Origin of the sequence: Taibaiella soli, from assembly GCF_003236175.1 — a bacterium.
Taxonomy (GTDB): domain Bacteria; phylum Bacteroidota; class Bacteroidia; order Chitinophagales; family Chitinophagaceae; genus QKTW01.
This window is the reverse complement of record NZ_QKTW01000025.1, coordinates 161,958-188,413: the sequence shown is the minus strand read 5'-3', so window position 1 is coordinate 188,413 and position 26,456 is coordinate 161,958. Positions and strand designations below refer to the sequence as shown.

Sequence of the window (26,456 nt, the reverse complement as noted above, 5' to 3'; positions counted from 1 at the left end):
TGGAGCGGTTGTCTATTTAAAAATATAAGACTCTGTTTTGGGGGAGTATAGAAATTGACTGCCGTCTACTGCGAACCATCGCTGTTTCCCGTATTGCGTATTTCGAGGTGTTTTATCGAAATGTAAAAACACAATTACATCTTTTGAATGTCGATAGAAGTCTGGTGACAATATGGTCATGTAAGTGAAGCTATCAGGAATGGTTGTACTTTTCTTATTAAAATATCGACGACGGACGGCACACCTCACTATGAATAGCTCACCAGTCGAAGTGCAGTCTGTGCAAGAGTCTTTCCAGACGTCAAGAACAGTGACCCGGAGGCATGCATCGGTTATTTTACGTGTGCCTCTTACCCAGGATTCAGATGGAATGTCGGCTGCTGTCACCTGAGCTTTTGATGCAGAGGTGATCAACAGTGCGATTAGTACAAGTATGCAAAATGAGAAATTGTGCATCTAGGTAATGTTTTCTTGTGCGCTATTTATAATTCGCAAATCCAAAGCATGACGTCGGTCAAATAAATATGACCGTTAAGCGGATTATACGTCGGCAGCCCGAAATACTCGTGTCCGCCTTGATACAATACGTTGTGTCCGTCCCATAAAGAGAAATGTCCTGTGGCATCTTCCCATCCGGAGACACCAAATGCTATAATGCCCTGGCGATTTATAAAATCATTTTTGTTGATCTTGTCTCCTTTTTCTTTGATTATATGGACTTCTCGGTAAATATCTTTCATATACTCTCTGAATTCGCGAACCCGATATCCGTAGTTTAAATGGTCGGCCCCCTTCTTTGTTTTCATTCCCTTGCCAAATTGAATATGATGCATTGGGCTGCCACATTTGTTTAATGCTTCACATACTCTTACAACACACGTATTTTTTATGTAGAACGCAGCGGCTAGATCGCCTCCAATATTACGCTTTACCTCTTCAGGATCTGGCGATGTATTATAATGCATTCTTAGTGTGTGAAAATGGGGTAAGAACATTGCGATCTGTTTTATGTTCTTGTATCGCAATTATCATGCCGTTTCATAACAATGCTTGTGATGCCGAAAACACGAGCAACTGTCAATTGATTATTTCATCAATCCCGGATAAATTCTCAGATATACTTCACCTGCAATTGGATTTTTTCCGTAGAGATTGTCCAGCTTCGAATCTGCGAAATACATAGACATTTGTCCGCCGCCGGCAATGCGTATCGGACCAATATGAAAGAGATCATAAGCTGCGCCGAGTGTGGCTACATTTACCGGAAACAAAGCATCGTGGCCATAAACTGTTTCATCCAGATTTAATTCCTCTACTGATTTTTGTACCCATTCATAACGGCCATAAACTGCAGTGCGATTGATGTGCAAAGAACCTTCCAGCAATGCAGCATTTTCACCGTCGTGCTCTTTTATTTTATTCATGCCCCAAAGTGCGGTAGCATTAAAATACGTGGCTTTAGCAAATTGATGGCTGTAGGTAGCAGATGCTGTGGTGCGGTAGACGTCTTCATCAGGGTGTAATGCTTCCGGACTTTTGATAAAACCGTGCGATACCTGCAAAGCCCATTCTCTGTTTGGATTAAATGATAGTCTTGCACTACGTGAATCAAATAAAGGCTTGTCAAAATTATAACGGTTTTCATCCGGTTCACGGCCTGTAAACGAAGAACCTTCTATTCTGAATTTTCCATAACGAAATCCTACAGTGGCTACACCGAAAGTAATGTGCGTGGCATCTTCCCAATGGTGACCAATTGGCGCATCCGGATTATCCATTCCCGAAGGGCGATGCATAAAAGTCACAGGACCTAAAGCCGGCTCACCGGGATAACCCACGTAGATAAACGCATCTGCTTTTTTAGAAAATGCATGTGCATAACTTACCGATAATTCCGAAAATAAATCGTGTGGATGTTGCCGATCTACGAGTGGTTTGCCATCCCAGGTTTCTCCCGACTGAAAAAGCAAAGGATAACCGCTACCGCCTGCAATAGCTGCATCCAGAGAGAACATGGCGCTGAAATGGAAGAGTCCGTTTTTACCAACCTTTCTTTGTCCCATTGCCATCAGCATGTTTGGTGCGTCCCATTTCTCACCACCGCGACTCCCTTTGCTGCCTATATCCTGATGATTATAGCGAATAAAAACATCGCCGTGAAACATGAACATCCATTTTTTACTGTGCACCATGTATGCGTACATGGGAGAAGCATCGGGCAGCCAGCTGGTACCACTACCATTTCGCGTCATCGGCAAATTGGGTGAAAATGCACTGCTCATTGAAGGCATTTCCATTTTAGAATGATCCATTGGCATGGCGTGATCCATATTCATCCCGGGCATCATGTGCATGCTGGAATCACTGCCATGATGCATATGGTTTTGGGCAAAAGCACTCAGCGAAAACACCAGAACAACAAATACTGAAATGATCTTTTTCATGAACAAGTTTTAAAGTGCCAACATTATTGCGGCCATTGCCACCATCAATAAATCTTCAACCACCGTAACGGTACTCATAGGCAGGTTAAATACCGCGCCAAGGCAAGCACATTGTATCTTTCTTTTGTTGACCAATGACTGAATGACGCCAATACTGCTGAATCCCATCACTACAATCGTTGCAATATTGGTAATAAACGGATCAAAACCGGTGAGATAGGCGATGCCCAAAGCCAATTCTATAAAAGGATAGATAAATCCGTAACCGCGCCATTTTTTCGCCAGCAGGTCATACGAACTGTAACTATCGGCGAAGGCAGAAATATCGAGCATTTTAAAGAAGGAGAAAACCAGAAAGAAGCCGGCCATAAAATAGCCCATCCAATGCATGAACGGATGACCATGAGCAGCGATGGCCGAAACGCCAGTTATGAAGGCGAATACGATGAGCAACGGTTTGTATGTGGCTATCCATGATTTTTCTACATCATCAGTTGGCATATCCATATGATGTGCCATTGATGCGGTCTCTGTAATCGTGTATTTAGCACCAATAGCTTGTTGCAGTGTCGGCAGACTGATGTGTTTCTGCATTTCAATCGTAGCCTGATCGGGGAGCGATATATCCGCAGAAAGCACGTCCGGCATACGGAGCAAAGCATCTTTTACTTTGGCTACGCAGCCATTGCAGGTCATTCCGGAAATCTGATATGAATGTGTCATAGTAGTTCATTTAAGTTGATGACACAAAGCTATTTTAGTCTGCCACGGCGGTTGTTACACAATCCTCAGATTATTTTACATCATTTACAGTTCATCGAGTGGTTTGCGTTTGTTTTCTCTGATTTGTCTGAAATGGCTCGGCGTGAGACCGGTTACTTTTTTAAACTGGCTGCTCAGATGCGCTACACTGCTATAGCCCATCTGGTCGGCAATTTCGCTCAATGTAAGTTCGTCGTAGACCAGTAATTCCTTTGCACGTTCTATTTTTTGCCGGATAATATATTGTTCAATGGTGGTGCCTTCTACGTCTGAAAAAAGATTGCTGAGATAAGTGTAGTCATAGTGCAATTGCGTCGATAGAAAATCTGAAAAATTCTGACGCGGCAGATCTGCGCTCTGATGAACCATTTTCACCACAAGGTTTTTGATTTGTTCAATCATTCGTTGTTTCCGGTCATCTATCAGGGAAAAACCAACTGCGTGTAATTGATTGTCGAGTGATTCCAATTTTGCAGCAGCAAGTTCTTCTTCAGTGTCTACTTCTCCGAGTTGCACGTTATGAAAAGGAATATCGAGACGTTTCAGTATTTGCTCGACTACCATCACACAACGATTGCAAACCATATTTTTGATGTACAGCTTCATAATGTTCTAAATATAAAATTACAGTGTGTTAACAAATTTTAACAACATAATATTAAATCTGTTGTGCAACTTTGTGCCGTCAATCTGTCCGTGTACGGAATTATTAAACATATCATTCCTTTGCTGTGCGTGCTTGTGCTCGCGCATATGTTTATTACGTCTTCCAATACGCATCGTAATATTGACTTTGATCCGATCGATACAGAAGATCATGCTGCCTTTACAGTTGGTCACAACAGCAGCCATTCTTATGAATCGGTAAACTGGCAGACTAAAAGAAAGGAAGCCAGTCTTAACGGCACCAGCCACCATTCCAAAAAAATGAAGACTCCGCCTTATTCATCTTTAAAAGTGGCGTTGCATTCATTGAGCTTTCATTTCCCAGTTAGCTTTCAGGACCTGGCATCGGTAAAGATTCCTGCTATTCCGTCCTTTTATCGTTATCTCTTTTATAGAGACGCAGCTCCACCACCCAGAAGCTGCTAGATTTCCCTTTGTTCCCGCGGTTTTATGTGCCGGGCAGTGAAATGTTATGACTATTCACGTCCCCGTTGTTGCTACAATTTTTACAACAATTCTTTTGTGTAAAATCATTTTTGATGATGCATGTGGATACACAGCATTGTTGAAGACAGCACTCCATAAAATCTCGTCCCTCTTTCTGCTGACTGCATGTATTTTAATGTATTGAATAATATTATTATATTCAATATGCAGTTAACCATTATTAAACAACCACGTTCCATATCTGGCGACAGTTATGGTAAGCATCCGTTTTTATGAACAAGTTTATCAAGCAGATTATCTATTTCTCGCTGAGACATCGATATCTTATTTTCTTTTTTACCGCTGTAATGGCTGTAATCGGCATTTTTTGCTATAGCAGTACGCCTATCGAAACCTTTCCTGATGTAACTAATACACAGATTATTGTGATTACACAATGGCCTGGCAGGAGTGCTGAGGAAGTAGAAAAATTCATAACCATCCCGCTAGAAACGGAATTAAATTCAGTACAGAAAAAAGTAAACCTTCGTACGGTTTCCTCATTTGGTTTGTCATACATCCGCATCATTTTTGAAGACAATGTAGAGGATGCGTTTGGTCGCCAGCAAGTACTGAGCCGTATCGTAAATGCAGATCTTCCCGATGGTGTGAAACCAGAAATTGAGCCCCCATATGGACCAACTGATGAAATTTACCGGTATACGCTGAAGAGTCCTACCAAGTCTGTGCGTGATCTTACGACGATACAAGAATGGTTTTTGGACAAGCAGTTTAAGTCTGTATCTGGTATCGCCGATGTGAATAGTTTTGGTGGCGAAGAAAAGATATTTGAGATCAGCGTAAATCCTGACATGCTCATGCAGTACGGCTTAACGGCGCTTGATGTGTACAATGCGGTGAACAAAAGTAACATCAATGTTGGCGGTGACGTGATCGAAAAGAACGGCCAGGCTTTCGTGGTGCGCGGTATTGGTTTGCTGAACAATATTGATGAGATCAAAAATATTATCATCACCAATCTGAATGATGTTCCGATTCTTGTAAAAAATGTGGCGGAAGTAAAAGAAGCGGGAAAACCGCGATTGGGACGTGTTTCAAGGAACGACCAAGACGATGTGGTAGAAGGTATTCTGGTAATGCGTAAAGGTGAGAACCAGCGAAAAGTCTTGGACGCCATTCATGAAAAAGTAGATCAGCTTAATAAAAAATTAGCGAAGCAAGATGTAAGGATTGTGCCGTTTTATGATCGCACAACGCTGATGGATTTCTGTACCGAAACCGTTATCCACAACCTGATTGAAGGCATTATTCTCGTAACCGTTGTGGTGTTTCTTTTCATGGCGGAATGGCGAACGACGTTGATTGTGGCGATGATTATCCCGCTGGCGTTGCTATTTGCGTTTACTTGTCTGAAGCTGAAAGGCATGACGGCAAACTTGCTATCGATGGGGGCGGTAGACTTTGGTATCATCATTGATGGCGCCGTGGTAATGGTGGAAGGGATTTTTGTGGCGATGGATCATATGTCGCGGGAAATGGGTATGGAGAAGTACAACAAGCTCATTAAACTCGGTGCATTTAAAACAGTTGCCACTGAAAAAGCAAAGGCAATCTTCTTCTCGAAATTGATCATCATCACTTGTCTGTTACCGATTTTCGCTTTCCAGAAAGTAGAAGGTAAAATGTTTGCGCCGCTGGCTTATACATTAGGTTTTGCGTTGCTTGGTTCATTAATTTATACACTCACTTTAGTGCCCGCTTTGTCTAGCATTTTGCTTCGCAAGAATGTGCGTGAAAAGCATAATCCAATCGTTATTGGTCTTGAAAGATTAGTAGACAAAGCAGCAGCGTTTACGTTGCGTTTTTGGAAAGGTAGTTTGATTGTGGCCTTCGCAGTAATGTCCCTCACATTTTTCTCCACAAGGTTTTTAGGAACAGAGTTTTTGCCGAAACTTAATGAAGGTGCCTTGTGGATTACTGCTCAATTACCGATCAATTCTTCGCTGAATAGTTCGTACGAGATATCGCGGAAAATGTATGAGGTGCTGAAATCATTTCCGGAAGTGAGAAATGTGTTGGTGCAAATTGGTCGTACGAATGATGGTACCGACCCGAAAGGCTTTGCCAATGTGCAGATAGCGGTTGATCTCTATCCTAAAAAAGAGTGGAAGCGAAAGATTTCGATGGATGAATTGTCGGAACAGATGAATAGGAAATTGATGGCCTATCCGGGCATCGTGTTCAACTTTGCGCAGCCAATCAGCGATAACGTAGCAGAAGCTGTAGCGGGTGTTCCGGCGGAAAATGCGCTGAAAATATTTGGTCCGGATGTAAAAATGCTGGAGCAAAAATCGAAAGAGGCGCAGGAAATTCTCAAAACAATTCCGGGTGTAGCTGACCTCGGTGAGTTTAAAGTAGAAGGCCAGCCTGAGTTTCGCATTGAACTGGATCAGGAAAAAATGGCGCTTTATGGCGTGAATGTAACGGATGCCAATTCAATTATTGAGATGGCGCTGGGTGGTAAAGCCGCTACTACTTTGTACGATAATGAAAAACGTTTTGACATCCGTATCCGTTATCAGAAAGAATACAGAGATGAAGATTCCAAGATTGAAAGTCTGATGGTGCCTACCGGAAGTGGTACGCGTGTGCCGCTCAAAAATATCGCTGAGATCCGCAAGATTACAGGTCCTGCGTTTATCTACCGTGATAACAATAGTCGTTACATCGGTGTAAAATTCAGCGTTCGTGATCGCGATCTTGGTAGTACCATTATGGAATGTCAGAAGGTGATTGGACAGAAACTGAAGCTGCCAGATGATTATAGCATTGCGTGGAATGGTGAATTTGAAAACCAGCAACGTGCGCAACATACATTGGCTACCGTAGTTCCGGTTTGTTTGCTGATGATCTTCATCCTGCTATTTGTTGCTTTCGGCAATGTAAAAGATGCGGTAATTGTATTGATGGACGTGCCTTTCGCGCTCATCGGCGGTATTCTGGCACTGCACTTACGTGGAATGAATTTTAGCATTTCTGCGGGTATCGGTTTCATTGCGCTGGCAGGTATTTGTGTGCAGGATGGTGTGATTTTGATTACACAGTTCCGACACAACCTGGAGGCCAAGATGCCTTTGCATAAAGCGATTCACGAAGGGGTGGTGTCCAGAGTACGACCGGTTGTAATGACGGCCCTGATGGCTGCGATTGGTTTGTCGCCAGCTGCATTCAGCTCTGGTATTGGTTCGGAATCACAGAAGCCGCTCGCTACTGTTGTGATCGGAGGTCTGGTGACGTCTACGATTCTTACACTTCTGATCTTGCCGATTATTTATACGGTGGCACATAAGATCATTCACAATCGTGATGCCAGAAGACAACAGAGAAGAGCAGGCAAATAACGTTCGGCTTAATAAATATTCATAGGTTCATAGTTACAGTGGCGCGGTTTCTACCGCGCCTTTTTTACAACAAACATCCCATCCCTAAAGGGAGTTTTAGCGCGAGTATTTCACCTTATTCTTAAATAATGAAAGAGAAAATGGTCGGACGACTTTGAGTCGTCCGACCATTTTCTTTTTTAAGCTCAGGAGTATATAAGGCGTTGAAGAGTGCGACGCAACAAAGTTTTATAGCAGCACCAACGCTCAGTGCAAAGGGTAAAAAATTACTTGCGCTAAGGCTCCCTTAAGGGATGGGATAAATGGGGCATAAAGAAACGCCACCTGGAAAGGCGGCGTCTTGCTGTGTTCATTTTTAAATCATGCTAATGAGTGGCTGGGATTAATCCCTGCCAGACAGACTTTATGCTTAGGACAACATTTTCACAGGAACATCCTGAACAGAATGCCAGGTGCCGTTTGCGTCCTGATATTTGTAATTAGCAACACCTGAACCCCAACCGTTTTCCAGAACGATTTGCAGATCCACGATTGGCATCAGCACCGGACCGATACCGCCATGAGCAGGCCAGTTAATTACCGGGTAGCCTTTAGCCATGATGAGTACGCTGGTGTTTTTAGGCATTACCGTCATGTATGTGAAAGTACCTTCCAGTTTGGTGTTGATGTTCAGTGGCGGGTTAGTAGCCTGTGTGATATTGCCGAAACCAGTTATAGTTTCGTCAGGTGTATTTACTAACAGGTGTACATCAAATTTTTGAGCGCCTGGAGCACCGCTACCGATTTGCAGTGCCAGTGGGAAAAGACCGATGTGGGCGGTTGCAGAGGATTGAGCTACGTGAGTAGTAGCCGTGGCTGTATTGGCCATGATGATAATTGTTTTTGGTGAAAGAATATTTGGTTGAGATCTCCACACAAAAATGATCCATATCGATGATCATCAGCTGCGCAAATCTACCGGATTTAGAATACAGGTATTTCTGCGGGGTTGGGGGAGGAGAAAAACTGGTTCTTTGTATTTTGTACTCATAGCGTGGGGATGTAGCATGCTACTTCTCCTGATAGCATCGGCGGGTATATATGCATTTGAAGAAAATAACATACCATAGTTTTTTATTAACTTAAGGTTTGATTCGATTTGGATTAATGTGTGGTCGAAAGCAACTGAATGTTCAAGTATTGCTCATAAAACCAGAACAGTTAATGAAACCGACACCCTCATCCGCAAACGGCTGGAGACGATGGCTTCCTGGTCTTCAAGCTTTCCTCAATTATAAATTGTCGTGGCTTACAAGTGATGTCACAGCAGGGTTGGTACTTACCACTATGTTGGTGCCCGTTGGTATTGCGTATGCTGAGGCATCGGGATTGCCAGGCATTTGCGGGCTGTATGCTACGATCATACCGCTCCTTGCTTATGCGCTGTTTGGTCCGAGTCGTATTATGGTATTAGGTCCTGATTCATCCCTCGCTGCAATTATTCTTGCTGTTTTGCTTCCATTGTCGGCGGGCGATCCTGCAAAAGCTATAGCACTGGCAGGCATGATGGCGTTGGTAACTGGTACTGTATGCATTGCCGCTGGTTTGTTGCGATTGGGATTTATTACAGATCTGCTTTCGAAGCCTATTCGCTATGGTTATATGAACGGGATTGCACTCACTGTGCTCATAAGTCAGCTTCCGAAAATGCTGGGGTTTTCCATAGACAGCAGCGGACCGCTTAGAAATACTATTTCCATTGGCCGTTCCATTGTTGAGGGGAAAGTAAATCTGGCTGCTACGATAATTGGTTTTAGCACGCTGGCAATTATCATGTTTCTAAAACGCTATAAACGTGTGCCTGGAATTTTATTGGCGGTTATCAGTGCAACGATAGTAACCGGTATTTTTCATCTTGGGGAGAATTGGGGAGTGAAGGTTTTGGGATCACTGCCGCAAGGGTTACCGGCTTTTACTTTACCAATTATCCCCTGGACGGATATGCAGGATGTGGTCATCGGTGGATGCGCGGTTGCTTTGGTAGCTTTTGCAGACACCAGTGTATTGTCTCGCATTTATGCCATTAAAACCAAGATGCATGTTGATCCGAATCAGGAGATGATTGGTTTGGGTGCTGCAAATTTTGCGGCTGGCTTTTTTCAGGGATTTCCAGTCAGCAGTAGTTCTTCCCGTACGCCTGTTGCAGAAGCATCAGGAGCAAAAACGCAGCTTACCGGCGTTGTTGGTGCGGTTTCTGTAGCACTATTGTTATTGTTCGGAGCTGATCTATTAAAGCACTTACCTAATAGTGCTCTTGCAGCGGTTGTAATTTCTTCGGCTATCGGGCTTTTTGAAATTGGTGACCTCCGGCGGATTTTTCGTATTCAGCAATGGGAATTCTGGTTATCGATCGTCTGCTTTTTGGGCGTTGCTGTCTTTGGTGCCGTCACAGGTATAGGATTGGCAATAGTCATCGCTGTAATAGAATTTCTGTGGGATGGATGGCGCCCGCATCATGCCGTGCTGGGGCGTGTAACAGGGATAAGAGGTTATCATGATCTAAAGCGATATCCAGATGCGCGATTGATTCCTGGATTGCTATTGTTCCGCTGGGATGCGCCATTGTTTTTTGCAAACGCAGCACGTTTTCAGAAAGAAGTGATTAACGCGATAGCAGCGTCTCCAACCCCGGTGAAACAAGTAATTGTCGCCGCAGAACCTGTTACCAGCGTAGATGTAACTTCTGCGGATATGCTCATTGAATTGAAAAAAGCATTGGATGAATCCGGAATTGAGTTACATCTTGCCGAGATGAAAGATCCAGTCAAAGACAAACTCAAACGTTTTGAGTTATTACCAGTTTTGGGAACGGACATTTTTTATCCTACGATCGGTGCCGCTGTGGATGATTATGTGGAAAAATATAAGATTGATTTTAAGTTTTGATATTGTAGAGCCGTAGCGTGCCACGGTTCCAAGATGATATGTTAAAGACATAAAAAAACGCTGCAAGTATTTCACTTGCAGCGTTTTGCTTTTCAGCGGAGACGGCGAGATTCGAACTCGCGATACAGTTTCCCGTATACACACTTTCCAGGCGTGCTCCTTCAACCACTCGGACACGTCTCCTGGTTGAGGGCTGCAAAAATAGTAAAATCATTTTTACATAGAGAATATTTTTTCGGCATTTTTATTTGTGATCGCAGAAATTTCATCCAGACCTACCTGTTTGATGGTGGCGATAGTCATCGCGATGAGGGGAATATAACTGCTTTCATTACGTTTGCCGCGGTACGGAACCGGCGCCAGATAAGGCGCATCTGTTTCCAGCACCAAAGTTTCCAAAGGCATTTCACGAACAATTTCCGGTAGGGTACTTTTCTTAAAAGTGACGACACCGCCGATGCCCAGATAAAATCCCAGCTCCTGAATTTGTTTTGCTTCTTCCAATGTGCCGCTAAAACAATGGAAAATGCCACGCAGCTTACCGTTTTGTTTCTTGCGAACGATCTCAATACAATCTGCGGTCGATTCGCGACTGTGGATGATGATAGGAAGATCATATTGCAGCGCCCAGTCGATCTGTTGTTCAAAAGCCTCTTTCTGCTGCGGTACAAAGGTCTTATCCCAATAGTAATCCAATCCTATTTCACCAACGCCGGCAAATTTTCGTTTACTCAGCCAGTTTTCCACAATGGTGAGTTCATCTTTGTAGTTTTCTTTTACGTAAACCGGATGCAATCCCATCATCGGAAAACAATTTTGGGGATATGCTGTTTCCATTGCCAGCATGCCTTCAATCGTACTACTATCGCAATTTGGCATGTACATTTTGGTGACGCCGGCCTCAATAGCGCGTTGTATCTGCTGCGGATCAGCCGTCAGCTGTTCGTCGTATAAGTGTGTATGTGTATCTACTAATGTCATTTTCTAAAAAGTCAAAATTCAAAAGCTAAAAGTGAGTGGTGAGTTGTGAGTTCGCAATATTTGTCTTGCTCGCATTTATCATGTTGAGCGGAGTCGAAACATAATAATAAGAGTTGCCTTTGCGATGGGTGTTCTCGTCCTTCGGAGGAGCTAGAGTAGGCCTGTTGTCCAGTTTTTTTCCTTACAAAACTGCAATACCCTTGGTAATGCGTAGCTCAGGCGGTCCCAGGCTTTTTCGCTGTCGTGAAATACAACGATAGATCCGGGTTCAATATGCATGAGTACGTTTTTTAAACATTGTTCGGGTGTAATCTGCTGGTCATAATCCTCACTGAGTACACCCCACATAATGATCTTCCACGGCGGATTTGCCTGTAACAAAAATTTCGCCTGCGGATATTTGATGCGTCCATATGGCGGACGAAACAATTTGCTGTCGATATGCTTTGCGGCTTCTATGATATTGCGAATGTATTCGTCTGTATCCGTTTTCCAGCCATTCTTGTGGTTTTGCGTATGATTGCCAACAGTATGTCCTTCGTCTAAAATACGTTGGTATACCTCCGGGTGTTCTACTACATTTTTACCAATACAAAAGAAAGTAGCTTTTGCGTCGTGCTGTTGCAAACGATCGAGTACAAACGGTGTAATTGTAGGGTGCGGACCGTCGTCAAATGTCAGGTAAACCGTCGGTTTATTTCCTTTCGGAATTTTCCATGTAAGACCTCGCGGAAACAATATCTTGAGGTACCAGGGCATTTTTACGAAAGCCATACAAATCACAATTTGACCAACACAAAATTACCATATTCTATCACAATCAGCTGCGTTATCCTCATATACGCTCCAGTGCTGTTTCTACCAGCCATCCGGTGCGGCCGTCGGGCAACTGCACTTCAATCCATCCTGATTTTACTGAAACGATTTTAACGGTAGTGCCTTCCGGAATCAGGCTTTGTGTTTTTGTTTGCTGGTTGCTCGTCATCATCGGCGCATCGCTTTGCATGACTACTGCGGCGTCACGTGAATGTGCATTTACAGCTGACTGTATGGAGATGATGAGTGAACACAACCAGATTACCGCCAAACCGCCAATCATTTGACCGCGCAGCCATTGAGGTTTCTGAAAACGGTTCAGCAACAAGATACCGATCAGGACAATAAACAGCAATAAACTGATCATTGCGGTGGCATTCGCGTGCGTCGCGCCGGTAAAATTTTTCCACCAGCTTACGAAAAATATTTCCGGTATCGGAGTAATCTTATTTGCGATACGGCTTTGCGTAAGTGTGAGATTATCCGCGGCGGCTGAGTAGTCTGGATCAATGCGGAGGGCACGTTCAAAATTGAGTACCGCTGCGCCTACTTTATTGCTCCGGTAAAATGCATTGCCCAGATTGTAGTATAGTGGTGCATTAGTGGGTTGCGAAGCTGCCAGTTGCTGATAATAAACAATAGCGCTGTCGTATTGTTTTTGTTGGTAAAAATTATTCGCTTTCTGCCAGACCGGATTTATGTCCGCACTCGCGAAACATACAACGCTGCAAAAAACGAAGAATAATATGCTGAGAATTCGGTTCATTATTTAAAGTTTTCTTCCAGTTTGCTGATGATGTCAATGGCTTGCTGGTAAGTCTGGTTCATTTGTTTTGATCCGCCGGAAGGTGCGTACAAAGCTGCGGCGCATTCATCTACGACAGTGTTTATCTGGCCTTGCAGTTCAGCCGGAATTTGTTTTCGGTCTAGCGCTTCTGCTGCTGTTTCTTTAGATAAAGCCGAAAGCGGAATATTGAGTTTATCACTGAGATAAAGCCAGATCGCTTTTGCTACTTCTTCGTAGAATGCCTGGTGTTTCTGTTGCTGCAGCAGTTTTTGTGCAGTCGTCAGACGTTTCAGCGCCACTTTATTGGCCTTTCGGTTTTTCAGTTTCACCATATCTTTCGACAGTTCTTCATCACGGCGTTTCCATCCAAGTAATCCTACGAAAGCCAGCAGAGGTAATGCGTACATTGACCAGTAGCCAACTGTAAACACTAATGGTTTGCTGTTGTAAGAAAGTTTATGCATCGTATTTGTTTCAATCGGATGCAGATCTGTAAGTGCTGTTTTATTTGCGATAGCAGGATTATAATGTTTACCCTGTTTTACGTGCAACTGGATTGGATCTGTATGGAGCGTAGCGTAGGTGCCGGTCTGCGGATTAAAGAACGAAAAAACAATCGACGGAATTTCATAATCGCCCGGCGTACGTGCAGCCAGCGGATATGTAATGATTTTAGAACCCTGAATGGTCGTGGTGCGACCAGTGATCGTATCGACTACAATCGGATCGTAAGATTCCAGTCCGTTAGGTAAATTTAATGTTGGTGTTTCAATCAGTTTCAGGTTACCGCTGCCGGTAATATTGAGTACAAAATTGGCCGCGTCATCTGTGGTCATTTCTGTTTTATCCAGTTTGCCACTGATCGTGAAATTGCCCACTGCGTTGCCGTAGCCCGCAGGTTTGTCTTTATCAGGAAGCGGCAGGACTGTAATTTTTATCGGTGTACTTTTTATATGAACAGGTACATCCTGGTAAGCAAGCTGGTTGAAAAAACCGTTATTAAACATCGGATCATTCATCATAAGGCTGCCACCGAATGCCTGCTGGAAAAAAGGATCATCAAACATATCGGCAAATGGATTGCGCTGACGTGTCTGTTGCACGATACGCGCCATGCCTTCTGCTTCTGCAGGATCTAAAGTCAACGTGCCTGCCTGCTGGGGAAAAAGTGCCGATTTTTTCAGCGTGAAAACCTGGTATTTTTTGCCATTTACAGTTTCTTCAACCGGTTTTGCATCTCTTGGAAGTTGAAAATCCTGTGTCCAGAAACCATTGAGTGAAGGTAGTTTGGAAATTTGCATCTGCATTGGAATGCGGGAATACAGTTTGTAGCTCGTCGTTACCTGTTCGCCAACACGTACTTTTTCCTTATCTACCTGTACTTTGATGAATAAATCCTTGCTGAGATCTGCAGGATTTGCAGGCTGTGGAGCTTGCTGCGGCTGTTGCTGACGCTGCTGGCGTGCCTGCTGCTGCTGGGCTTGCATTTGGCGCAGTTGAGCAAACGGATCCTGGAAAAAAGGATCATCAAACGGATCTTGCTGACGTTGTTGTGCTGCCAGGCTTCCCTTTACCACGTCTACTTTCACGGCGTTCGACTGGTAAGTATGCCCCTCATTGTCTTTGAGCATTGCCGCAGGCACTGTAAGCGAACCTGTATGTTTCGGTTGTACCAGATAGGTCAGGCTAACACTGGTTGTCTGCACCATTTTATTGCCGACAACAGTGGTGTTGTTACTTTGCATCTGCGAAGGACCACCCAGAACGATAAAATCGTTGAAAGCTGGTGCTATAAATTGTGCCTGCTTCTGCATGTTGGTTACGGTATAGGTAACCTGAATCTGATCCTGAACGCCCATTTTCTGAGCGCTGACATTAGCAGAAAAGACGAACTCCTGCGCGTAAGACGATAGGTGCGCGAGCAGCAGCAATACTCCTGCAAAGAAAATACCCGCTAAATGTTTAAAATGTTTCATGTTTTGTTTGGAACATCACAAAAATAAAAATCAAAGCTCTTGAAATAGGAGCTTTGACATAAAAGATAAGTTAAAACAGACGGGAATCAGTAAGTATTTTCTGAAAGCCAGCTCGCAATCTCGTCTACATCCATTTTTCCGGTAGCCACATCTATTGTAAACTGATACATATTTTCCTCAGAAGCACTGAGCCGGATGCCGTTCATATCTAATAACGCAAACATTGCCAGCAGGCCGGTGCGTTTATTGCCGTCTATGAATGGATGATTGGCAATCATGCTTTCAAATATGGCTGCTGCCTGGTCAATAGCCGTTGGATAGAGCGGTTGCGTCTCAAATTCCTGATATGGACGGTTCACTGCCGATTCCATCATGCCGGTATCACGGACGCCATGACTGCCGCCGTAATGCTCGATCGACAACGTGTGCAGTTGTAATACATCTTCTTTTGTGATCATTATTCGGCCAGTTTTTTGAGTGTATTTCCATATTGACTGGCAGCCCGTTCAAAAATAGACTGTATATCTTTTCCCGAATCAGCTGAATGATTCAATCGTTTCAGATGATCCAAAATTTCCCGGAGTGCTGCCTCATCCTCCAATTTCATGAGTTCGTCGATTGCTGCTTGCTTTACATTCATAAATCAAAATTCAAAATTCAAAAACTCTTTTAGCGTGTAGTCGAAGGATTGTATTTACCACATTCTTCACATTATTGCATTGTTTTAAAGATCTCCTTTCACCGGTCGCATTACCAGCAGTTCTACGTCAGCTTGTGCCGAAAGCGTGTATGTTGCCCAGAGCATATTGGCTACATCCTCAGACGACATAATTCTGTCTGCCGGAATGCCACTGCCTTCCCAAGATCTGCTATTGGTAGCACCCGGGCAGATAGAAGTCACTTTAATATTGTCGTTTTTCAATTCTTCCCGTAAGTTTTCAGAAAATCCGAGCAACGCATATTTAGTAATACTGTACGATCCGCCATTTGGGTACGATTTCAAACTCGCTACAGAACACATGTTGAAGATATGTCCGGTGCGTTTCGCTTTCATGTCTGGTAACAAAGCCCGCGTGAGATGATAGGCGCTGTACAGATTAACCTGCATCAGTGTTTCCAGCAAGCCTTCCGGTTCTTCGGCCAGCAATCCCGGAATAAAAATTCCCGCGTTATTGATCAGGATATCTACCTGCGGAAAGGCTTCAGTGACCTTTGCTGAAAACATCGTCACGTCTTCTTGTTTCGTAAAGTCTGCCGCTATGCAAAGGACCTTTGCCGCTGGATATTGCGCGCTCCATTCGTTTTGCAAAACTGTTAAATCCTGCTCGCTGCGTGCACAAATGGCAACAGAAAACCCTTCTTTCAGCAATCTTTCCGCGATTGCTTTCCCAATACCTTGCGTGGCTCCTGTAACAACGGCATATTGCATATTCTTCTTCATTTCGTACAGGCAAATTAAATGGAAAAGTCAAAAGTCAAAAATCAAAAGTCAAAACTGAGTGGTGAGCTGTCAATTGTGGGTAGGTGAAACGTCAAAAAATCGATTGATTAAGCAGCTAAAGGGTTAAATCAGTCGAAAGATTAATTGATGATACAATTATCTGCATTGGGAGCTCTCCTCCAAAGAGGAGTTAGAGGCGGCTTTTATTATTTTAGCACCATGAATACGGTATTGAACTGGAGCTCAGGGAAAGATGCAGCAATGGCCTATCATCTTTTGTCTGGTAATGAATCTTATTATGTGTCGCATTTGCTTACGACAATTAATGCGGAGCAAGAACGCATTTTTATGCATGGAATTAGAGAATCATTGCTGGAAGCACAGGCGCAACGGATGGGTTTGCCGTTGAAGAAAGTAAAATTGCCGGCACATCCGGATGATAGTCTGTACAAAAATGCAATGCTCGAAACTTTGCAGCAATTAAAAGAAGAAGGCGTTCAGGCTGCAGCTTTCGGTGATATTTTTCTGGAAGACCTGAAAGCTTATCGCGAAGCGCAATTACAACAATTAGATATTGCGCCGGTATTTCCACTCTGGAAAAAAGATACGCGGGAATTGGTGCAACTGGTAGCGGCAACGGGTATTGAGGCAAAGATTGTTTGCGTGGATGCTCAAAAATTGGGACGTGAATTTATTGGTCGTAAGATTGATGCGTCTTTATTGAACGATCTTCCTGCCAATGTGGACCCATGTGGAGAAAACGGAGAGTTTCACACATTTGTTTATAACGCGCCGTTTTTTTCTTCGCCTATTCCAATCGTTGAAGGCGAAGTCGTATATAAAGAATACAAAACAGAAGAAAACAGCTGGGGATTTTATTTTCTGGATTTATGCCTGCTCTAGCTCCTCCGAGGAGGAGAGCTTCCGATGCGTCCTTCGCTTCTGTTATTGCTTCAACTGCTAGTTATGTGCCAGTTTTAAACTGGCAGAATTTATAGACCCCAGTGCCCCTTCGGAACACTGACGCCAGTGGGTGCTTCGACTCCGCTCAGCATGACAAACGCGAGTAAATGGTCTGTTTATTTTTGACCAGTTACTCGCGTTGAGACTCCCTTTAGGGATGGGGTCTGTATTATTTTATTGGAACGTTACCCATGCAATCCGCGCTTGTTTGTCGCGGCCATTTTTTTCCATCATCAGTGTTGCATAGGTATTTGTCTCTTTTGAAAAATGAGAAGACTCCACGTAACAGAATTTGGTTTGGTCGTCATCTTGCGGTGTGCCGAAAACGAAGAAGCGAGAAATTTTGCCGTTCTGCATTTTATAACACATTGTATTTGCACCGCTGATTGTTGTTACAGTTTTGCGTCTTCTTTTTCCGTCCTGCTCGCGCGCGTAGTTAGATGGATAGTCGTTAAACAGAACGTATTTATTGTTGTCGGTATTCAGATAGTCAAACGAGAGAAACGCGTTATTATTAAACGTAGCACCGTTACCGCGATAAGACCATTTGCCTTTGCTTTTTTCGCTGAGGTAAAGCGGATCGTAAATGCCTTTGCAGGATTGGACTTTCAGAATTACGTGCCCATCATCTTCACTGCCTTTTTCGTTCAGTTCAGCTACACCGATATTTCCCAGGGTCGTTGTCTGGGAAACCACACTGCCCACATTGTTAGTAACCGTTGTGGTTTCCATCTCTTCCATCAAAACCGTTGTTGTATTGTCGCGGTTAATGATCATTTGTTGTGGTAAGCCGTGAAATGCACTTGTGTGCTCAAATTGCTGGTGCAGATCTGCGTCTATTTTTTCACCTACAATTGGTTTTGTATAGGCAATCGTCAGACTTTCCGGATCAATGAAGCTCATTAATGTGAGGTAGTAGCTTTTTCTTTCGCTGGTGTTGAAAGGGCTGAATCCTCCTCCTTTGGATTTCAGATAAGTCAGCGTCATCAGTTGCAGCATGTTTGTACCCTTATTGTACTGCATGATGCCTCTTGTCTCGCGAAAGTCTTCGCTAAATGCAAGCAGATTGTGTGTAAATACCGGACTGCCATTTTCTGTTTTCAGGCGAGACATGATGACGCGGGAATCGTTGCCCATATCATTTTTGTGGTTAAATCCATAGGTACACATAAATACATTGTAAGGCCCGTCAACAGTCATGCCGATATAGCGCAGATACTTAAATTGACCTTCCGGTGAGTTATAAAATGCGCGGTTGATGATCTTGTGTTTGCCTTCGCTGCCGTCGTAGTGCATAATCTCCAGACGTTTGTTGCTTTCGGCAAAAGAATTGAAGTTGACTACTGCATAGCAATCAGAACGCGGGTCTTTTTCCACGAAGAAATCCTCTTCTTCAACCCTGCCATATTTCATAGCCCAGGAAGCTCCGGTAGGGTAGCGATCCAGCGTGCTGATGAGTTTTTCGCCAGCTATTTCGCCCGTATTCGCATCCAATTTTATTCGGAACAAAGAAGGTGTGCGGTCGATTTGCTGCTGCAGGAAAATAACCGGTTGTCCGCCTATTTCATACAAGCCTTCAATCACCGAATGTTTCATTTTTTTCGGCTCCCAGAGTTCGCTGGTGAGTTCACGAGTGGCTACCAGATTTCTCTGTTTATTGTAGACCGTTACTTCGATGCCATCTTTATTGGTGAAATGGAAAAAGAACGTATTGCCATTTTTAAGTTGAAGTACTTTATTCCAGCCATCTTCCGGCTCGTCAAAAGGAGTGCTTACTTCTACTTTTGAAACCTGTGCATGTGTGGTAGATACTGCCAGGCTGCACAATGCCAATAGCAGGATAGAGAGTTTTCTCATTTTTATTTTTTAGAATGTGGCGCTAAATTAATTCGGCAACTTGATAACCCAAATCCCCAATAAAGGGATTTGGTTAAATTGGCAAATGGTTAATTTGGGCGCGTATTGACGTATTAACCTATTAACGTTTTAACGTATTGATCCTGCGAAGCGGTCATCTGTCAGCGCGTGCAGAAACGCTTCCAGATCTTGTTTCTCTTGTTCGGTAAGACCCAGCGGTTTGGATAAGACAGAATCGCGGTTGAGACCATCGCCTATAAATGCTTGCGGATCATTATAATAGTCGATGACTTCGCGCAGCGTTTTAAAACTGCCATCATGCATATAAGGCGCTGTCATAGCTACGTTTCGGAGGCCCAGAACTTTAAATTTACTGATGTCAGCAACATTGTGCGTAATCATATATCTGCCCGAATCATTCCACTGTTTACCGTTAAATAAACCAATGCTGCGAAATTCATCGCCAGTAAAATCCGGAGAAAAATGGCATTCGAAGCATTTTCCTTTTACCCTGAAAATATCCCGGCCACGAACTTGCTGCTCCGTCATGCCATTCGGCAAGTCTGCAATCCAGCGGTCGTTGGGCGTATTGGAAGTTTCGAGTGTTTTCTCAAAAGCAGCGAGCGCTAAGCCTAAATTATGTTTATTAGGCAATTGTTTGAAAATGGAATAAAACAGGTTGCGGTATTTTTTACTTTGATTGAGTCTTTTTACTGCAGTAATAACAGGAAGATTCATCTCATTGGTATCCGCAATGGGGAAAAGTGCCTGTTCGGCTAGTGTGGCGGCTCTACCGTCCCAGAAAAACGAGGAGCGATCGCTCATATTCATTACAGACGGAGCGTTTCTTTTACCTAAATGGCCATGCACGCCTTTACTAAACGGAACAGTATCGGCAAAGGCAAATTCAGGCCTATGGCAGGATCCGCAACTTATGGAACTGTCTCTGGAAAGGATCGGATCAAAAAACAGCATTTTACCTAAATCAGCCGCATGTATTTTAGGCGCTTTATTAAACGCCATGCCGATACAAACCAAAACTATTAATGATAAAATGACGGAAAACTGCCTCACGGGCGCAAAAATATGATAGAAAACCGGATGTTTGGGCATTCCCATAAATTGAACGGAGATTATTAAAGGAGAATAAACAGTAAGAATTACCTTTGTCCCCGCGAAACGGGTCTGGTGAATGGTCAATGGTGAATGGTCAATTCACTCATTTCCCGTCCCATATTCACCATTCACGATTGACCATTCACCAAATTAACTTCAATTAAAATAAAAGTCATGGATTTCCGTATTGAAAAAGACACGATGGGCGAGGTGAAAGTGCCTGCCACAGCGTATTATGGTGCGCAAACTCAGCGATCTATTGAAAACTTCAAGATTGCACAGGACATCAACAAGATGCCAAAAGAAATCATCCGTGCATTTGCCTACCTGAAAAAAGCTGCAGCATTGACAAACACTGAACTCGGTGTTCTCGCAGCTGAAAAATCAGCACTGATCGGTCAGGTTTGTGATGAAATTCTGGAAGGCAAGCTGGACAATGAATTTCCGTTGGTAGTTTGGCAGACAGGTTCGGGTACGCAGTCTAACATGAACGTAAACGAAGTGGTTGCTTACCGTGCACACGTGATTCACGGTGGCCAGCTGACTGATAAAGACAAATTCGTTCACCCGAACGATGATGTGAATAAATCACAGTCTTCGAATGATACTTTCCCAACAGCAATGCACATTGCAGCTTACAAAATGTTGATTGATGTTACCATTCCTGGTATCAAAAAACTGCGTGACACACTGGCTGCGAAATCTAAAGAATACATGCACGTGGTGAAAATCGGCCGTACGCACTTTATGGATGCTACGCCGCTTACACTGGGTCAGGAAATCAGCGGTTATGTATCTCAGCTCGATCACGGTCTGCGTGCGATCAACAACACGCTGGCGCACCTGAGCGAACTGGCGCTGGGTGGTACAGCCGTTGGTACTGGCATCAACACGCCAAAAGGTTATGATGTAAAAGTTGCAGAAAAAATCGCAGAGCTGACTGGTCTGCCATTTGTAACTGCTGAAAATAAATTTGAATCACTGGCTGCGCACGATGCAATCGTAGAAGCACACGGTGCGCTGAAAACAGTTGCGGTAAGCCTGATGAAAATCGCGAACGATGTTCGTATGTTGAGCTCTGGACCGCGCGCTGGTATTGGCGAAATCCACATTCCGGACAACGAACCAGGTTCTTCTATCATGCCAGGTAAAGTAAATCCGACACAATGTGAAGCGTTGACAATGATTGCTGCTCAGGTAATGGGTAACGATGTTGCGATCAATATTGGCGGTGCAACAGGTCATTTCGAACTGAACGTATTCAAACCGGTGATGATCTTCAACTTCCTGCACAGTGCACGTTTGATCGGCGAAGGTTGTGTAAGCTTCAACGATAAATGTGCGGTAGGTATCGAACCAATCGAAGAAAATATCCGTGAGCACGTAAACAATTCACTGATGCTGGTAACTGCGCTGAATACAAAAATCGGTTACTACAAAGCCGCAGAAATTGCACAGACTGCGCATAAACAAGGCAAGACGCTGAAACAAACAGCAGTTGACCTTGGTTATGTTACACCAGAACAATTTGATGAATGGGTTGTTCCGAAAGACATGGTGGGTGAACTGAACTAAGGTCATTTAAATGATAACAAAAGCCTCTCGGAATTTTTCGGGAGGCTTTTGTTTTTTATATCGGACTTGTTCAAAAAAAATATTTTCACGTTTAGTGAGTTTAAAAACGAAGAATGGCATAATCTGGTAAATGTTGATTTGCATTAAGAAAACGCTGTCAGTGTTTGGGTTCTAATTAGTTGAATAGAATAGAAAATTGGTATGAAAATTGAGACTGCTTAGCAAAAAATCATTCTAATGTATCGAAAGCTAAGACCTACTTTGACTATTCTTTGTGTACTATTTTTTGTTTTTTCAAAAGCCCAGATTTGCAATGGCCCACTTAACGGCAATTACACAATCAACAAACTGCAACCCACGTCCGGCGGCAATTTTAATTCGTTTTCAGATGCAGTTGCGGCACTTAATCTTTGCGGCGTTTCCGGTCCGGTTTTATTTACCGTAACACAAGGATCTGGTCCCTATAACGAACGAGTTGTAATTAATCCGGTAAACAACGCGTCTGCGACAAACACAGTTACTTTTAGCGGCAATGGCGAAACCATTAGCTATGGCACCACTGATACGGCTGAACATGCAACAATCAAACTGAATGGTGCAGACCATATTGTACTGGAACATTTAGTTATTAATGCAATTGGTTCCACTGCCGTAAAAGCCGGCATTGGGATTCAACTCTCCAATCGTGCTGATTCAAACGTAATCAGTCAATGTAGCATCAACCTGGGCTTATCTACCACGACAGCATTCGCAGGTATCACAATTAATACAACGGGTGCATCTGCAACTACAGCGATGACAGGCTCTACATGTAATGGAAACCTTATCATGGATGATACGGTAAATGGTGGCGGCTATTCAATTACAACTGTCGGTACTGCAACGGCAACCAATAAAAACAATCAGATTATTGGCAATTATTTGCTGAATAATTCCGCTTACGGCGTATATAGCGTTGGTTCAGAAAATTTGCTTGTAGAGGCAAATAATATTACCAGGCCGGATCGCACCGCAAACGTGACAAATAATTTCGCTGCTATTCAGCTTGGCGCTTATAATCGCAGCAGCAAGGTTTCTAAAAATATTATACACAATTTGCTGATCAGTATAGCTGCGGGTGTTGGTAAGATTTACGGCATCAGTCTGAGCAGTTGCAAAGCAACACTGGGTAATGAAAATGAAATCAGCAATAATCTGGTCTATGATTTGCGTGGCAATGGTTCAGTCGCGGGAATTTATCACACAGCCTCAGAGTTTACATTCTATTATCACAACACTATCTCGCTTGATCATGCTGCCAGCACCGCCGCTGCCAGTACATTCACAAAAGGTGCGCATTTCGATGGCGCACAGAGTGTGCGTTTCATCGATAATATTATCACCGTTTCACGAGGTGGTGCATCTGCAAAGACGTGTATCGATTTTGGAACAATGTCAGCCGTGCAAATGAACTCATTTGTGTCTGATAACAATGATCTGTATTATGGCGCTGCGCAGTCTGCCACGAATGGCGTAGGTTATGCGGGTTCGTCTGTTTATGTGACTTTGAACGACTGGCAAACGGCCCTTTCTAAAGATGTACATTCCGTATCTTTTGATCCGCAATATTCAAATGCAGCCGTCGGATACCTTTTGCCGACGAGCCTTTCGATTGATAATATCGGTCAGCCTTTAGGTCTCACTACAGATATTGCCGGTAACGCAAGAAGTTCTGCTGCGCCTGACGCCGGAGCATATGAGTTTGGGACGATTCCTTTTTGCAATGCGCCTGCAAATGTTACCCTGACCGATTCCATTGCATTCTGGAACGCGACAGCCGCTTCCGGATATGAATACTCCATCGATCAGAATTTATATGCGCCGGCATCAGGAACTAATACTACCGATACTTTTACGCTGGTGAATAACCTGACACGCGGAGCTGTTTATTATCTGCACGTGCGCGCGAATTGCAGCGCTGGTTTGAACTCTGCCTGGGTTACGAGTGCTTACTTTGTGCCTTGCAATTTGCCACAGCTAATTATTACCGGCTCCCGTGATTCTTTTACGTTTTGTCAGGGTGATAGCATTTTATTAAAGGGAAATGTCAATCCAGGTTACACGTATCAATGGCGGAAAAATGGCAGCAAAATTTCAGGAGCCACCAATGCAAACTATATGACACATCTTGCTGGTGTGTATGAGCTGATTGTCGCCGCAGGGCCGAATTGTATTGATACTTCCGCTTCCGTAAATGTAGTAGTAATGCCGTTGCCTGTTCCTGTGATTAGTTATAACAATGGCACTTTCAGCGTAGATCAGCATTACAGCAGTTATCAATGGAAACTAAGTGGCAATGCTATTTCCGGTGCAACAGACAGTACTTATACGCCGCCGCAGAAAGGAACTTATTCAGTGACCGTCACCAATGCAAACGGTTGCACAGGCACTTCTGCGAAGACAACAATAAATACTACAGGCGTTGAAGAAATATCCGGCGCAGACGCAATAGCAGTTTATCCAAATCCAACCAGCGGAATCATTCAGTTGCAGGCGAAAGCCCCACTAATAATAAGCGTTTTCAACAGCGAAGGGAAAATATTGCTGAAAGGAGAAAATGGACTTCAGATAGATTTGAGCATGTTGCCCGCAGGCCTTTATTGGTTGCGGCTTGCCAACAAAGAAGGAATAACCGTGAAAACAATTCCAGTGACGAAAAACTAGCGCACCGCTAGCCAATCCTTATTTGTAAAGTGGCCCTGGTGTCTATCACTGAGGGCCATTTTATTAAATCCTTTGCCACCGGCGGCACCGCTCCGGTCAGGCCTGAGTTGCGTCGCACATTGCAGCAACAGAATCCAGATTGCTGATAAATAGCAGAAGGGTGACTGCACGCAATGATTATTCCACATTCAACTAACAAATGTATTTTTGGAGCACAAAGGCCCTCGATGTCATTCCGGAACCATTATCAAATATTAGAGATTTCACGAACTGCTTCACCGGAAGAGATTAAATCCGCATACAGACGACTTTCGAAAAAATATCACCCTGATATGAACGGCGGTGAAAAATATTTTGAAGAGAAATTTAAAGAGATTCAATCGGCTTACGAAGTGTTGAGTGATCCATACAGGAAAGCCGTTTATGACGATCGTTTCAATGCATTTCGTCAGAACCCATTTAATGTGGAAGAGGAAACCGGTTACCGTCCGAGCCGGCCGGCGCCAGTGCCTCCAAGGAAACACCGAAGCGTTCGTTTTCCGCTATATCTTGTATTTATGGGCATCATTGCATTGTTTCGGATGGTGTCTCAGATGCAACAAACTAATCAGTTTTCAAATGTTTCTTTTGTTCAGGGGGATTTAGCGAGTAAAGCCAATAGTGGCGAGCTTCGCCAAATGCTTGCTGATTTGCAAACGCATGTTTTCGCAAAACAGGATTGTGAACTTACTGGTACGCTTTCTGTAGTTGATAAAGAGAAACACCTTTACCGTTTACAATTGAACAAGCCAGTAGAATTCCTGGATACGACTGTCGGCAGTGATCAATATTGGCAAACGATTTATGCAGTGCAGGTGCAGGATGTATCCAATAAATTCAAAATGGCAAAATTTGAGGGCAACAGAGCAACCATCCATTGCACGCTGGTCGCCTGTGCGCATACCGCAGCAGAACCTCCGGTAATGACGGAGATAATCTCAAAAATTGACAATTAACAGTGGACAGCTACCCCTGTTTGTTTGAGTTGCCAGTAATATGATTTATTTGAAACGCCGTAGTGCTGCCGCGAGAAAATTTAAATTCGAGGTTAAGGACATACTCGCGCAGGGATTCCTTTTCAGGGGCTAAGGGGTGTCCAGATTAGTCCGGTCCAGATTTTTAAAGAACTCATCCAGTGTTGCCATATCATAAAATATAGGATGGAGCGTTTCCGTCATGCTGCCTTCGTAAATCTTATTACCTGGCTGAATGTAGAGAATCTTATTATCATCAAAAAAGCTCACGGTCGATTCCATATATGGCAGCCACTTACGGATCATCTGCGTCATTACCTCCTGCCAGGTTTCGATATCGTAATTCAGTTTGTACTTCTTAAACAACGATCCGTATTTACTGCTCACCGTTACATCTTCAATATGTATGGAGACTGCATATTCTTTATCAGAAGTATCAATAGAAAAAGGAAATATCTTCTCAATATGCGTTGTCGTAGCACTGCCCGTTGAAGCAGGCTGCACCGCAATTTGGGCATTTCCATAAAAGCAAAAAAAGACGAAGAATAATGTTGGTAAAAATAGCTTCACGACAAATAAAATA

General features: G+C 43.6%; 22 protein-coding genes and 1 tRNA gene. 7 read left to right on the top strand and 16 right to left on the bottom strand.

The window, feature by feature from the left end:
• Positions 1 to 482 precede the first annotated feature (482 nt).
• The 4 genes from DN068_RS19115 to DN068_RS19100 all read right to left on the bottom strand — a co-directional run bounded on the left by DN068_RS19115 (position 483) and on the right by DN068_RS19100 (position 3,812).
• Positions 483 to 965, bottom strand: coding sequence for a T6SS effector amidase Tae4 family protein (locus DN068_RS19115; RefSeq protein ID WP_165836463.1), 483 nt, complete (start codon positions 963 to 965; stop codon positions 483 to 485).
• Between the two features lie 120 nt (positions 966 to 1,085).
• Entirely contained in the window at positions 1,086 to 2,444 is a 1,359-nt protein-coding gene (locus tag DN068_RS19110) for a hypothetical protein (RefSeq protein WP_111000544.1), read from the bottom strand.
• 9 nt (positions 2,445 to 2,453) lie between these two features.
• A complete protein-coding gene (locus DN068_RS19105) occupies positions 2,454 to 3,167 on the bottom strand; it encodes a heavy-metal-associated domain-containing protein (RefSeq protein WP_111000543.1) in 714 nt (237 codons plus the stop codon).
• A gap of 84 nt (positions 3,168 to 3,251) precedes the next feature.
• A complete protein-coding gene (locus DN068_RS19100; protein WP_207799038.1) occupies positions 3,252 to 3,812 on the bottom strand; it encodes a helix-turn-helix domain-containing protein in 561 nt (186 codons plus the stop codon).
• A 63-nt stretch (positions 3,813 to 3,875) separates the two neighbouring features.
• Between DN068_RS19100 and DN068_RS19095 the strand changes: the two genes are divergently transcribed.
• Together DN068_RS19095 and DN068_RS19090 are read left to right on the top strand one after the other, a co-directional pair.
• Positions 3,876 to 4,298, top strand: coding sequence for a hypothetical protein (locus tag DN068_RS19095; RefSeq protein WP_123985413.1), 423 nt, complete (start codon positions 3,876 to 3,878; stop codon positions 4,296 to 4,298).
• 293 nt (positions 4,299 to 4,591) lie between these two features.
• Positions 4,592 to 7,720, top strand: coding sequence for an efflux RND transporter permease subunit (locus DN068_RS19090; protein ID WP_111000540.1), 3,129 nt, complete (start codon positions 4,592 to 4,594; stop codon positions 7,718 to 7,720).
• A 409-nt stretch (positions 7,721 to 8,129) separates the two neighbouring features.
• Here DN068_RS19090 and DN068_RS19085 read toward each other — a convergent pair whose 3' ends face one another.
• The gene (locus DN068_RS19085; protein ID WP_111000539.1) at positions 8,130 to 8,588 is read right to left on the bottom strand and encodes a DUF1842 domain-containing protein; all 459 of its coding nucleotides are present in this window, start codon (positions 8,586 to 8,588) and stop codon (positions 8,130 to 8,132) included.
• A gap of 335 nt (positions 8,589 to 8,923) precedes the next feature.
• On the opposite strand from DN068_RS19085, the gene DN068_RS19075 reads away from it, so the two are divergent.
• The gene (locus tag DN068_RS19075) at positions 8,924 to 10,645 is read left to right on the top strand and encodes a SulP family inorganic anion transporter (RefSeq protein ID WP_111000604.1); all 1,722 of its coding nucleotides are present in this window, start codon (positions 8,924 to 8,926) and stop codon (positions 10,643 to 10,645) included.
• A gap of 96 nt (positions 10,646 to 10,741) precedes the next feature.
• Here the strand turns inward: DN068_RS19075 and DN068_RS19070 are convergent.
• The 8 genes from DN068_RS19070 to DN068_RS19035 form a co-directional block, all read right to left on the bottom strand.
• Positions 10,742 to 10,828: transfer RNA gene (locus DN068_RS19070), tRNA-Ser, on the bottom strand.
• A 33-nt stretch (positions 10,829 to 10,861) separates the two neighbouring features.
• Positions 10,862 to 11,626 carry a TatD family hydrolase gene (locus DN068_RS19065; RefSeq protein ID WP_111000537.1) on the bottom strand — a complete coding sequence of 255 codons (765 nt, stop codon included), beginning with the start codon at positions 11,624 to 11,626 and terminating at the stop codon, positions 10,862 to 10,864.
• 150 nt (positions 11,627 to 11,776) lie between these two features.
• Complete coding sequence (locus DN068_RS19060) at positions 11,777 to 12,400, bottom strand: polysaccharide deacetylase family protein (RefSeq protein ID WP_111000536.1); 624 nt, start codon at positions 12,398 to 12,400, stop codon at positions 11,777 to 11,779.
• Between the two features lie 61 nt (positions 12,401 to 12,461).
• Positions 12,462 to 13,208 (bottom strand): tetratricopeptide repeat protein, encoded by a 747-nt coding sequence (locus tag DN068_RS19055; protein ID WP_111000535.1) that lies wholly within the window; start codon positions 13,206 to 13,208, stop codon positions 12,462 to 12,464.
• Positions 13,208 to 15,205 (bottom strand): BatD family protein, encoded by a 1,998-nt coding sequence (locus DN068_RS19050; RefSeq protein ID WP_111000534.1) that lies wholly within the window; start codon positions 15,203 to 15,205, stop codon positions 13,208 to 13,210. Before DN068_RS19050 ends, DN068_RS19055 begins: the two co-directional genes overlap by 1 nt.
• A gap of 86 nt (positions 15,206 to 15,291) precedes the next feature.
• Entirely contained in the window at positions 15,292 to 15,663 is a 372-nt protein-coding gene (locus tag DN068_RS19045) for a type II toxin-antitoxin system death-on-curing family toxin (RefSeq protein WP_111000533.1), read from the bottom strand.
• Complete coding sequence (locus DN068_RS19040; RefSeq protein WP_111000532.1) at positions 15,663 to 15,845, bottom strand: hypothetical protein; 183 nt, start codon at positions 15,843 to 15,845, stop codon at positions 15,663 to 15,665. Before DN068_RS19040 ends, DN068_RS19045 begins: the two co-directional genes overlap by 1 nt.
• Before the next feature lie 84 nt (positions 15,846 to 15,929).
• On the bottom strand, positions 15,930 to 16,646 hold the full coding sequence (locus DN068_RS19035) for an SDR family NAD(P)-dependent oxidoreductase (RefSeq protein WP_111000531.1): 717 nt from the start codon (positions 16,644 to 16,646) through the stop codon (positions 15,930 to 15,932).
• A 219-nt stretch (positions 16,647 to 16,865) separates the two neighbouring features.
• Between DN068_RS19035 and DN068_RS19030 the strand changes: the two genes are divergently transcribed.
• Positions 16,866 to 17,549 (top strand): adenine nucleotide alpha hydrolase, encoded by a 684-nt coding sequence (locus DN068_RS19030; RefSeq protein WP_165836462.1) that lies wholly within the window; start codon positions 16,866 to 16,868, stop codon positions 17,547 to 17,549.
• 234 nt (positions 17,550 to 17,783) lie between these two features.
• Here the strand turns inward: DN068_RS19030 and DN068_RS19025 are convergent, their stop codons facing one another.
• Positions 17,784 to 19,466: a hypothetical protein gene (locus DN068_RS19025; RefSeq protein WP_111000529.1), complete on the bottom strand. Its 1,683-nt coding sequence runs from the start codon at positions 19,464 to 19,466 to the stop codon at positions 17,784 to 17,786.
• Positions 19,467 to 19,595: 129 nt separating this feature from the next.
• On the bottom strand, positions 19,596 to 20,579 hold the full coding sequence (locus DN068_RS19020; RefSeq protein WP_165836461.1) for a cytochrome-c peroxidase: 984 nt from the start codon (positions 20,577 to 20,579) through the stop codon (positions 19,596 to 19,598).
• 177 nt (positions 20,580 to 20,756) lie between these two features.
• Here DN068_RS19020 and fumC point away from each other — a divergent pair, with 177 nt between their 5' ends.
• From fumC to DN068_RS19000, 3 genes are all read left to right on the top strand, one after another.
• Positions 20,757 to 22,157, top strand: a complete 1,401-nt coding sequence (gene fumC, locus DN068_RS19015) for a class II fumarate hydratase (protein ID WP_111000527.1) — start codon at positions 20,757 to 20,759, stop codon at positions 22,155 to 22,157.
• A gap of 237 nt (positions 22,158 to 22,394) precedes the next feature.
• Positions 22,395 to 24,860, top strand: coding sequence for a T9SS type A sorting domain-containing protein (locus tag DN068_RS19010; RefSeq protein ID WP_111000526.1), 2,466 nt, complete (start codon positions 22,395 to 22,397; stop codon positions 24,858 to 24,860).
• Between the two features lie 227 nt (positions 24,861 to 25,087).
• Entirely contained in the window at positions 25,088 to 25,855 is a 768-nt protein-coding gene (locus tag DN068_RS19000) for a J domain-containing protein (RefSeq protein ID WP_111000524.1), read from the top strand.
• A 129-nt stretch (positions 25,856 to 25,984) separates the two neighbouring features.
• On the opposite strand, the gene DN068_RS18995 is transcribed toward DN068_RS19000, so the two are convergent.
• Complete coding sequence (locus DN068_RS18995; RefSeq protein ID WP_123985412.1) at positions 25,985 to 26,443, bottom strand: hypothetical protein; 459 nt, start codon at positions 26,441 to 26,443, stop codon at positions 25,985 to 25,987.
• Between the last annotated feature and the right edge of the window lie 13 nt (positions 26,444 to 26,456).

Coding starts and splice junctions, on each gene's coding strand:
- DN068_RS19115 (WP_165836463.1), bottom strand. CDS start 965: ATGCATTATAATACATCGCCAGATCCTGAAGAGGTAAAGCGTAATATT.
- DN068_RS19110 (WP_111000544.1), bottom strand. CDS start 2,444: ATGAAAAAGATCATTTCAGTATTTGTTGTTCTGGTGTTTTCGCTGAGT.
- DN068_RS19105 (WP_111000543.1), bottom strand. CDS start 3,167: ATGACACATTCATATCAGATTTCCGGAATGACCTGCAATGGCTGCGTA.
- DN068_RS19100 (WP_207799038.1), bottom strand. CDS start 3,812: ATGAAGCTGTACATCAAAAATATGGTTTGCAATCGTTGTGTGATGGTA.
- DN068_RS19090 (WP_111000540.1), top strand. CDS start 4,592: ATGAACAAGTTTATCAAGCAGATTATCTATTTCTCGCTGAGACATCGA.
- DN068_RS19085 (WP_111000539.1), bottom strand. CDS start 8,588: ATGGCCAATACAGCCACGGCTACTACTCACGTAGCTCAATCCTCTGCA.
- DN068_RS19075 (WP_111000604.1), top strand. CDS start 8,924: ATGAAACCGACACCCTCATCCGCAAACGGCTGGAGACGATGGCTTCCT.
- DN068_RS19065 (WP_111000537.1), bottom strand. CDS start 11,626: ATGACATTAGTAGATACACATACACACTTATACGACGAACAGCTGACG.
- DN068_RS19060 (WP_111000536.1), bottom strand. CDS start 12,400: ATGGCTTTCGTAAAAATGCCCTGGTACCTCAAGATATTGTTTCCGCGA.
- DN068_RS19055 (WP_111000535.1), bottom strand. CDS start 13,208: ATGAACCGAATTCTCAGCATATTATTCTTCGTTTTTTGCAGCGTTGTA.
- DN068_RS19050 (WP_111000534.1), bottom strand. CDS start 15,205: ATGAAACATTTTAAACATTTAGCGGGTATTTTCTTTGCAGGAGTATTG.
- DN068_RS19045 (WP_111000533.1), bottom strand. CDS start 15,663: ATGATCACAAAAGAAGATGTATTACAACTGCACACGTTGTCGATCGAG.
- DN068_RS19040 (WP_111000532.1), bottom strand. CDS start 15,845: ATGAATGTAAAGCAAGCAGCAATCGACGAACTCATGAAATTGGAGGAT.
- DN068_RS19035 (WP_111000531.1), bottom strand. CDS start 16,646: ATGAAGAAGAATATGCAATATGCCGTTGTTACAGGAGCCACGCAAGGT.
- DN068_RS19030 (WP_165836462.1), top strand. CDS start 16,866: ATGAATACGGTATTGAACTGGAGCTCAGGGAAAGATGCAGCAATGGCC.
- DN068_RS19025 (WP_111000529.1), bottom strand. CDS start 19,466: ATGAGAAAACTCTCTATCCTGCTATTGGCATTGTGCAGCCTGGCAGTA.
- DN068_RS19020 (WP_165836461.1), bottom strand. CDS start 20,579: ATGCCCAAACATCCGGTTTTCTATCATATTTTTGCGCCCGTGAGGCAG.
- fumC (WP_111000527.1), top strand. CDS start 20,757: ATGGATTTCCGTATTGAAAAAGACACGATGGGCGAGGTGAAAGTGCCT.
- DN068_RS19010 (WP_111000526.1), top strand. CDS start 22,395: ATGTATCGAAAGCTAAGACCTACTTTGACTATTCTTTGTGTACTATTT.
- DN068_RS19000 (WP_111000524.1), top strand. CDS start 25,088: ATGTCATTCCGGAACCATTATCAAATATTAGAGATTTCACGAACTGCT.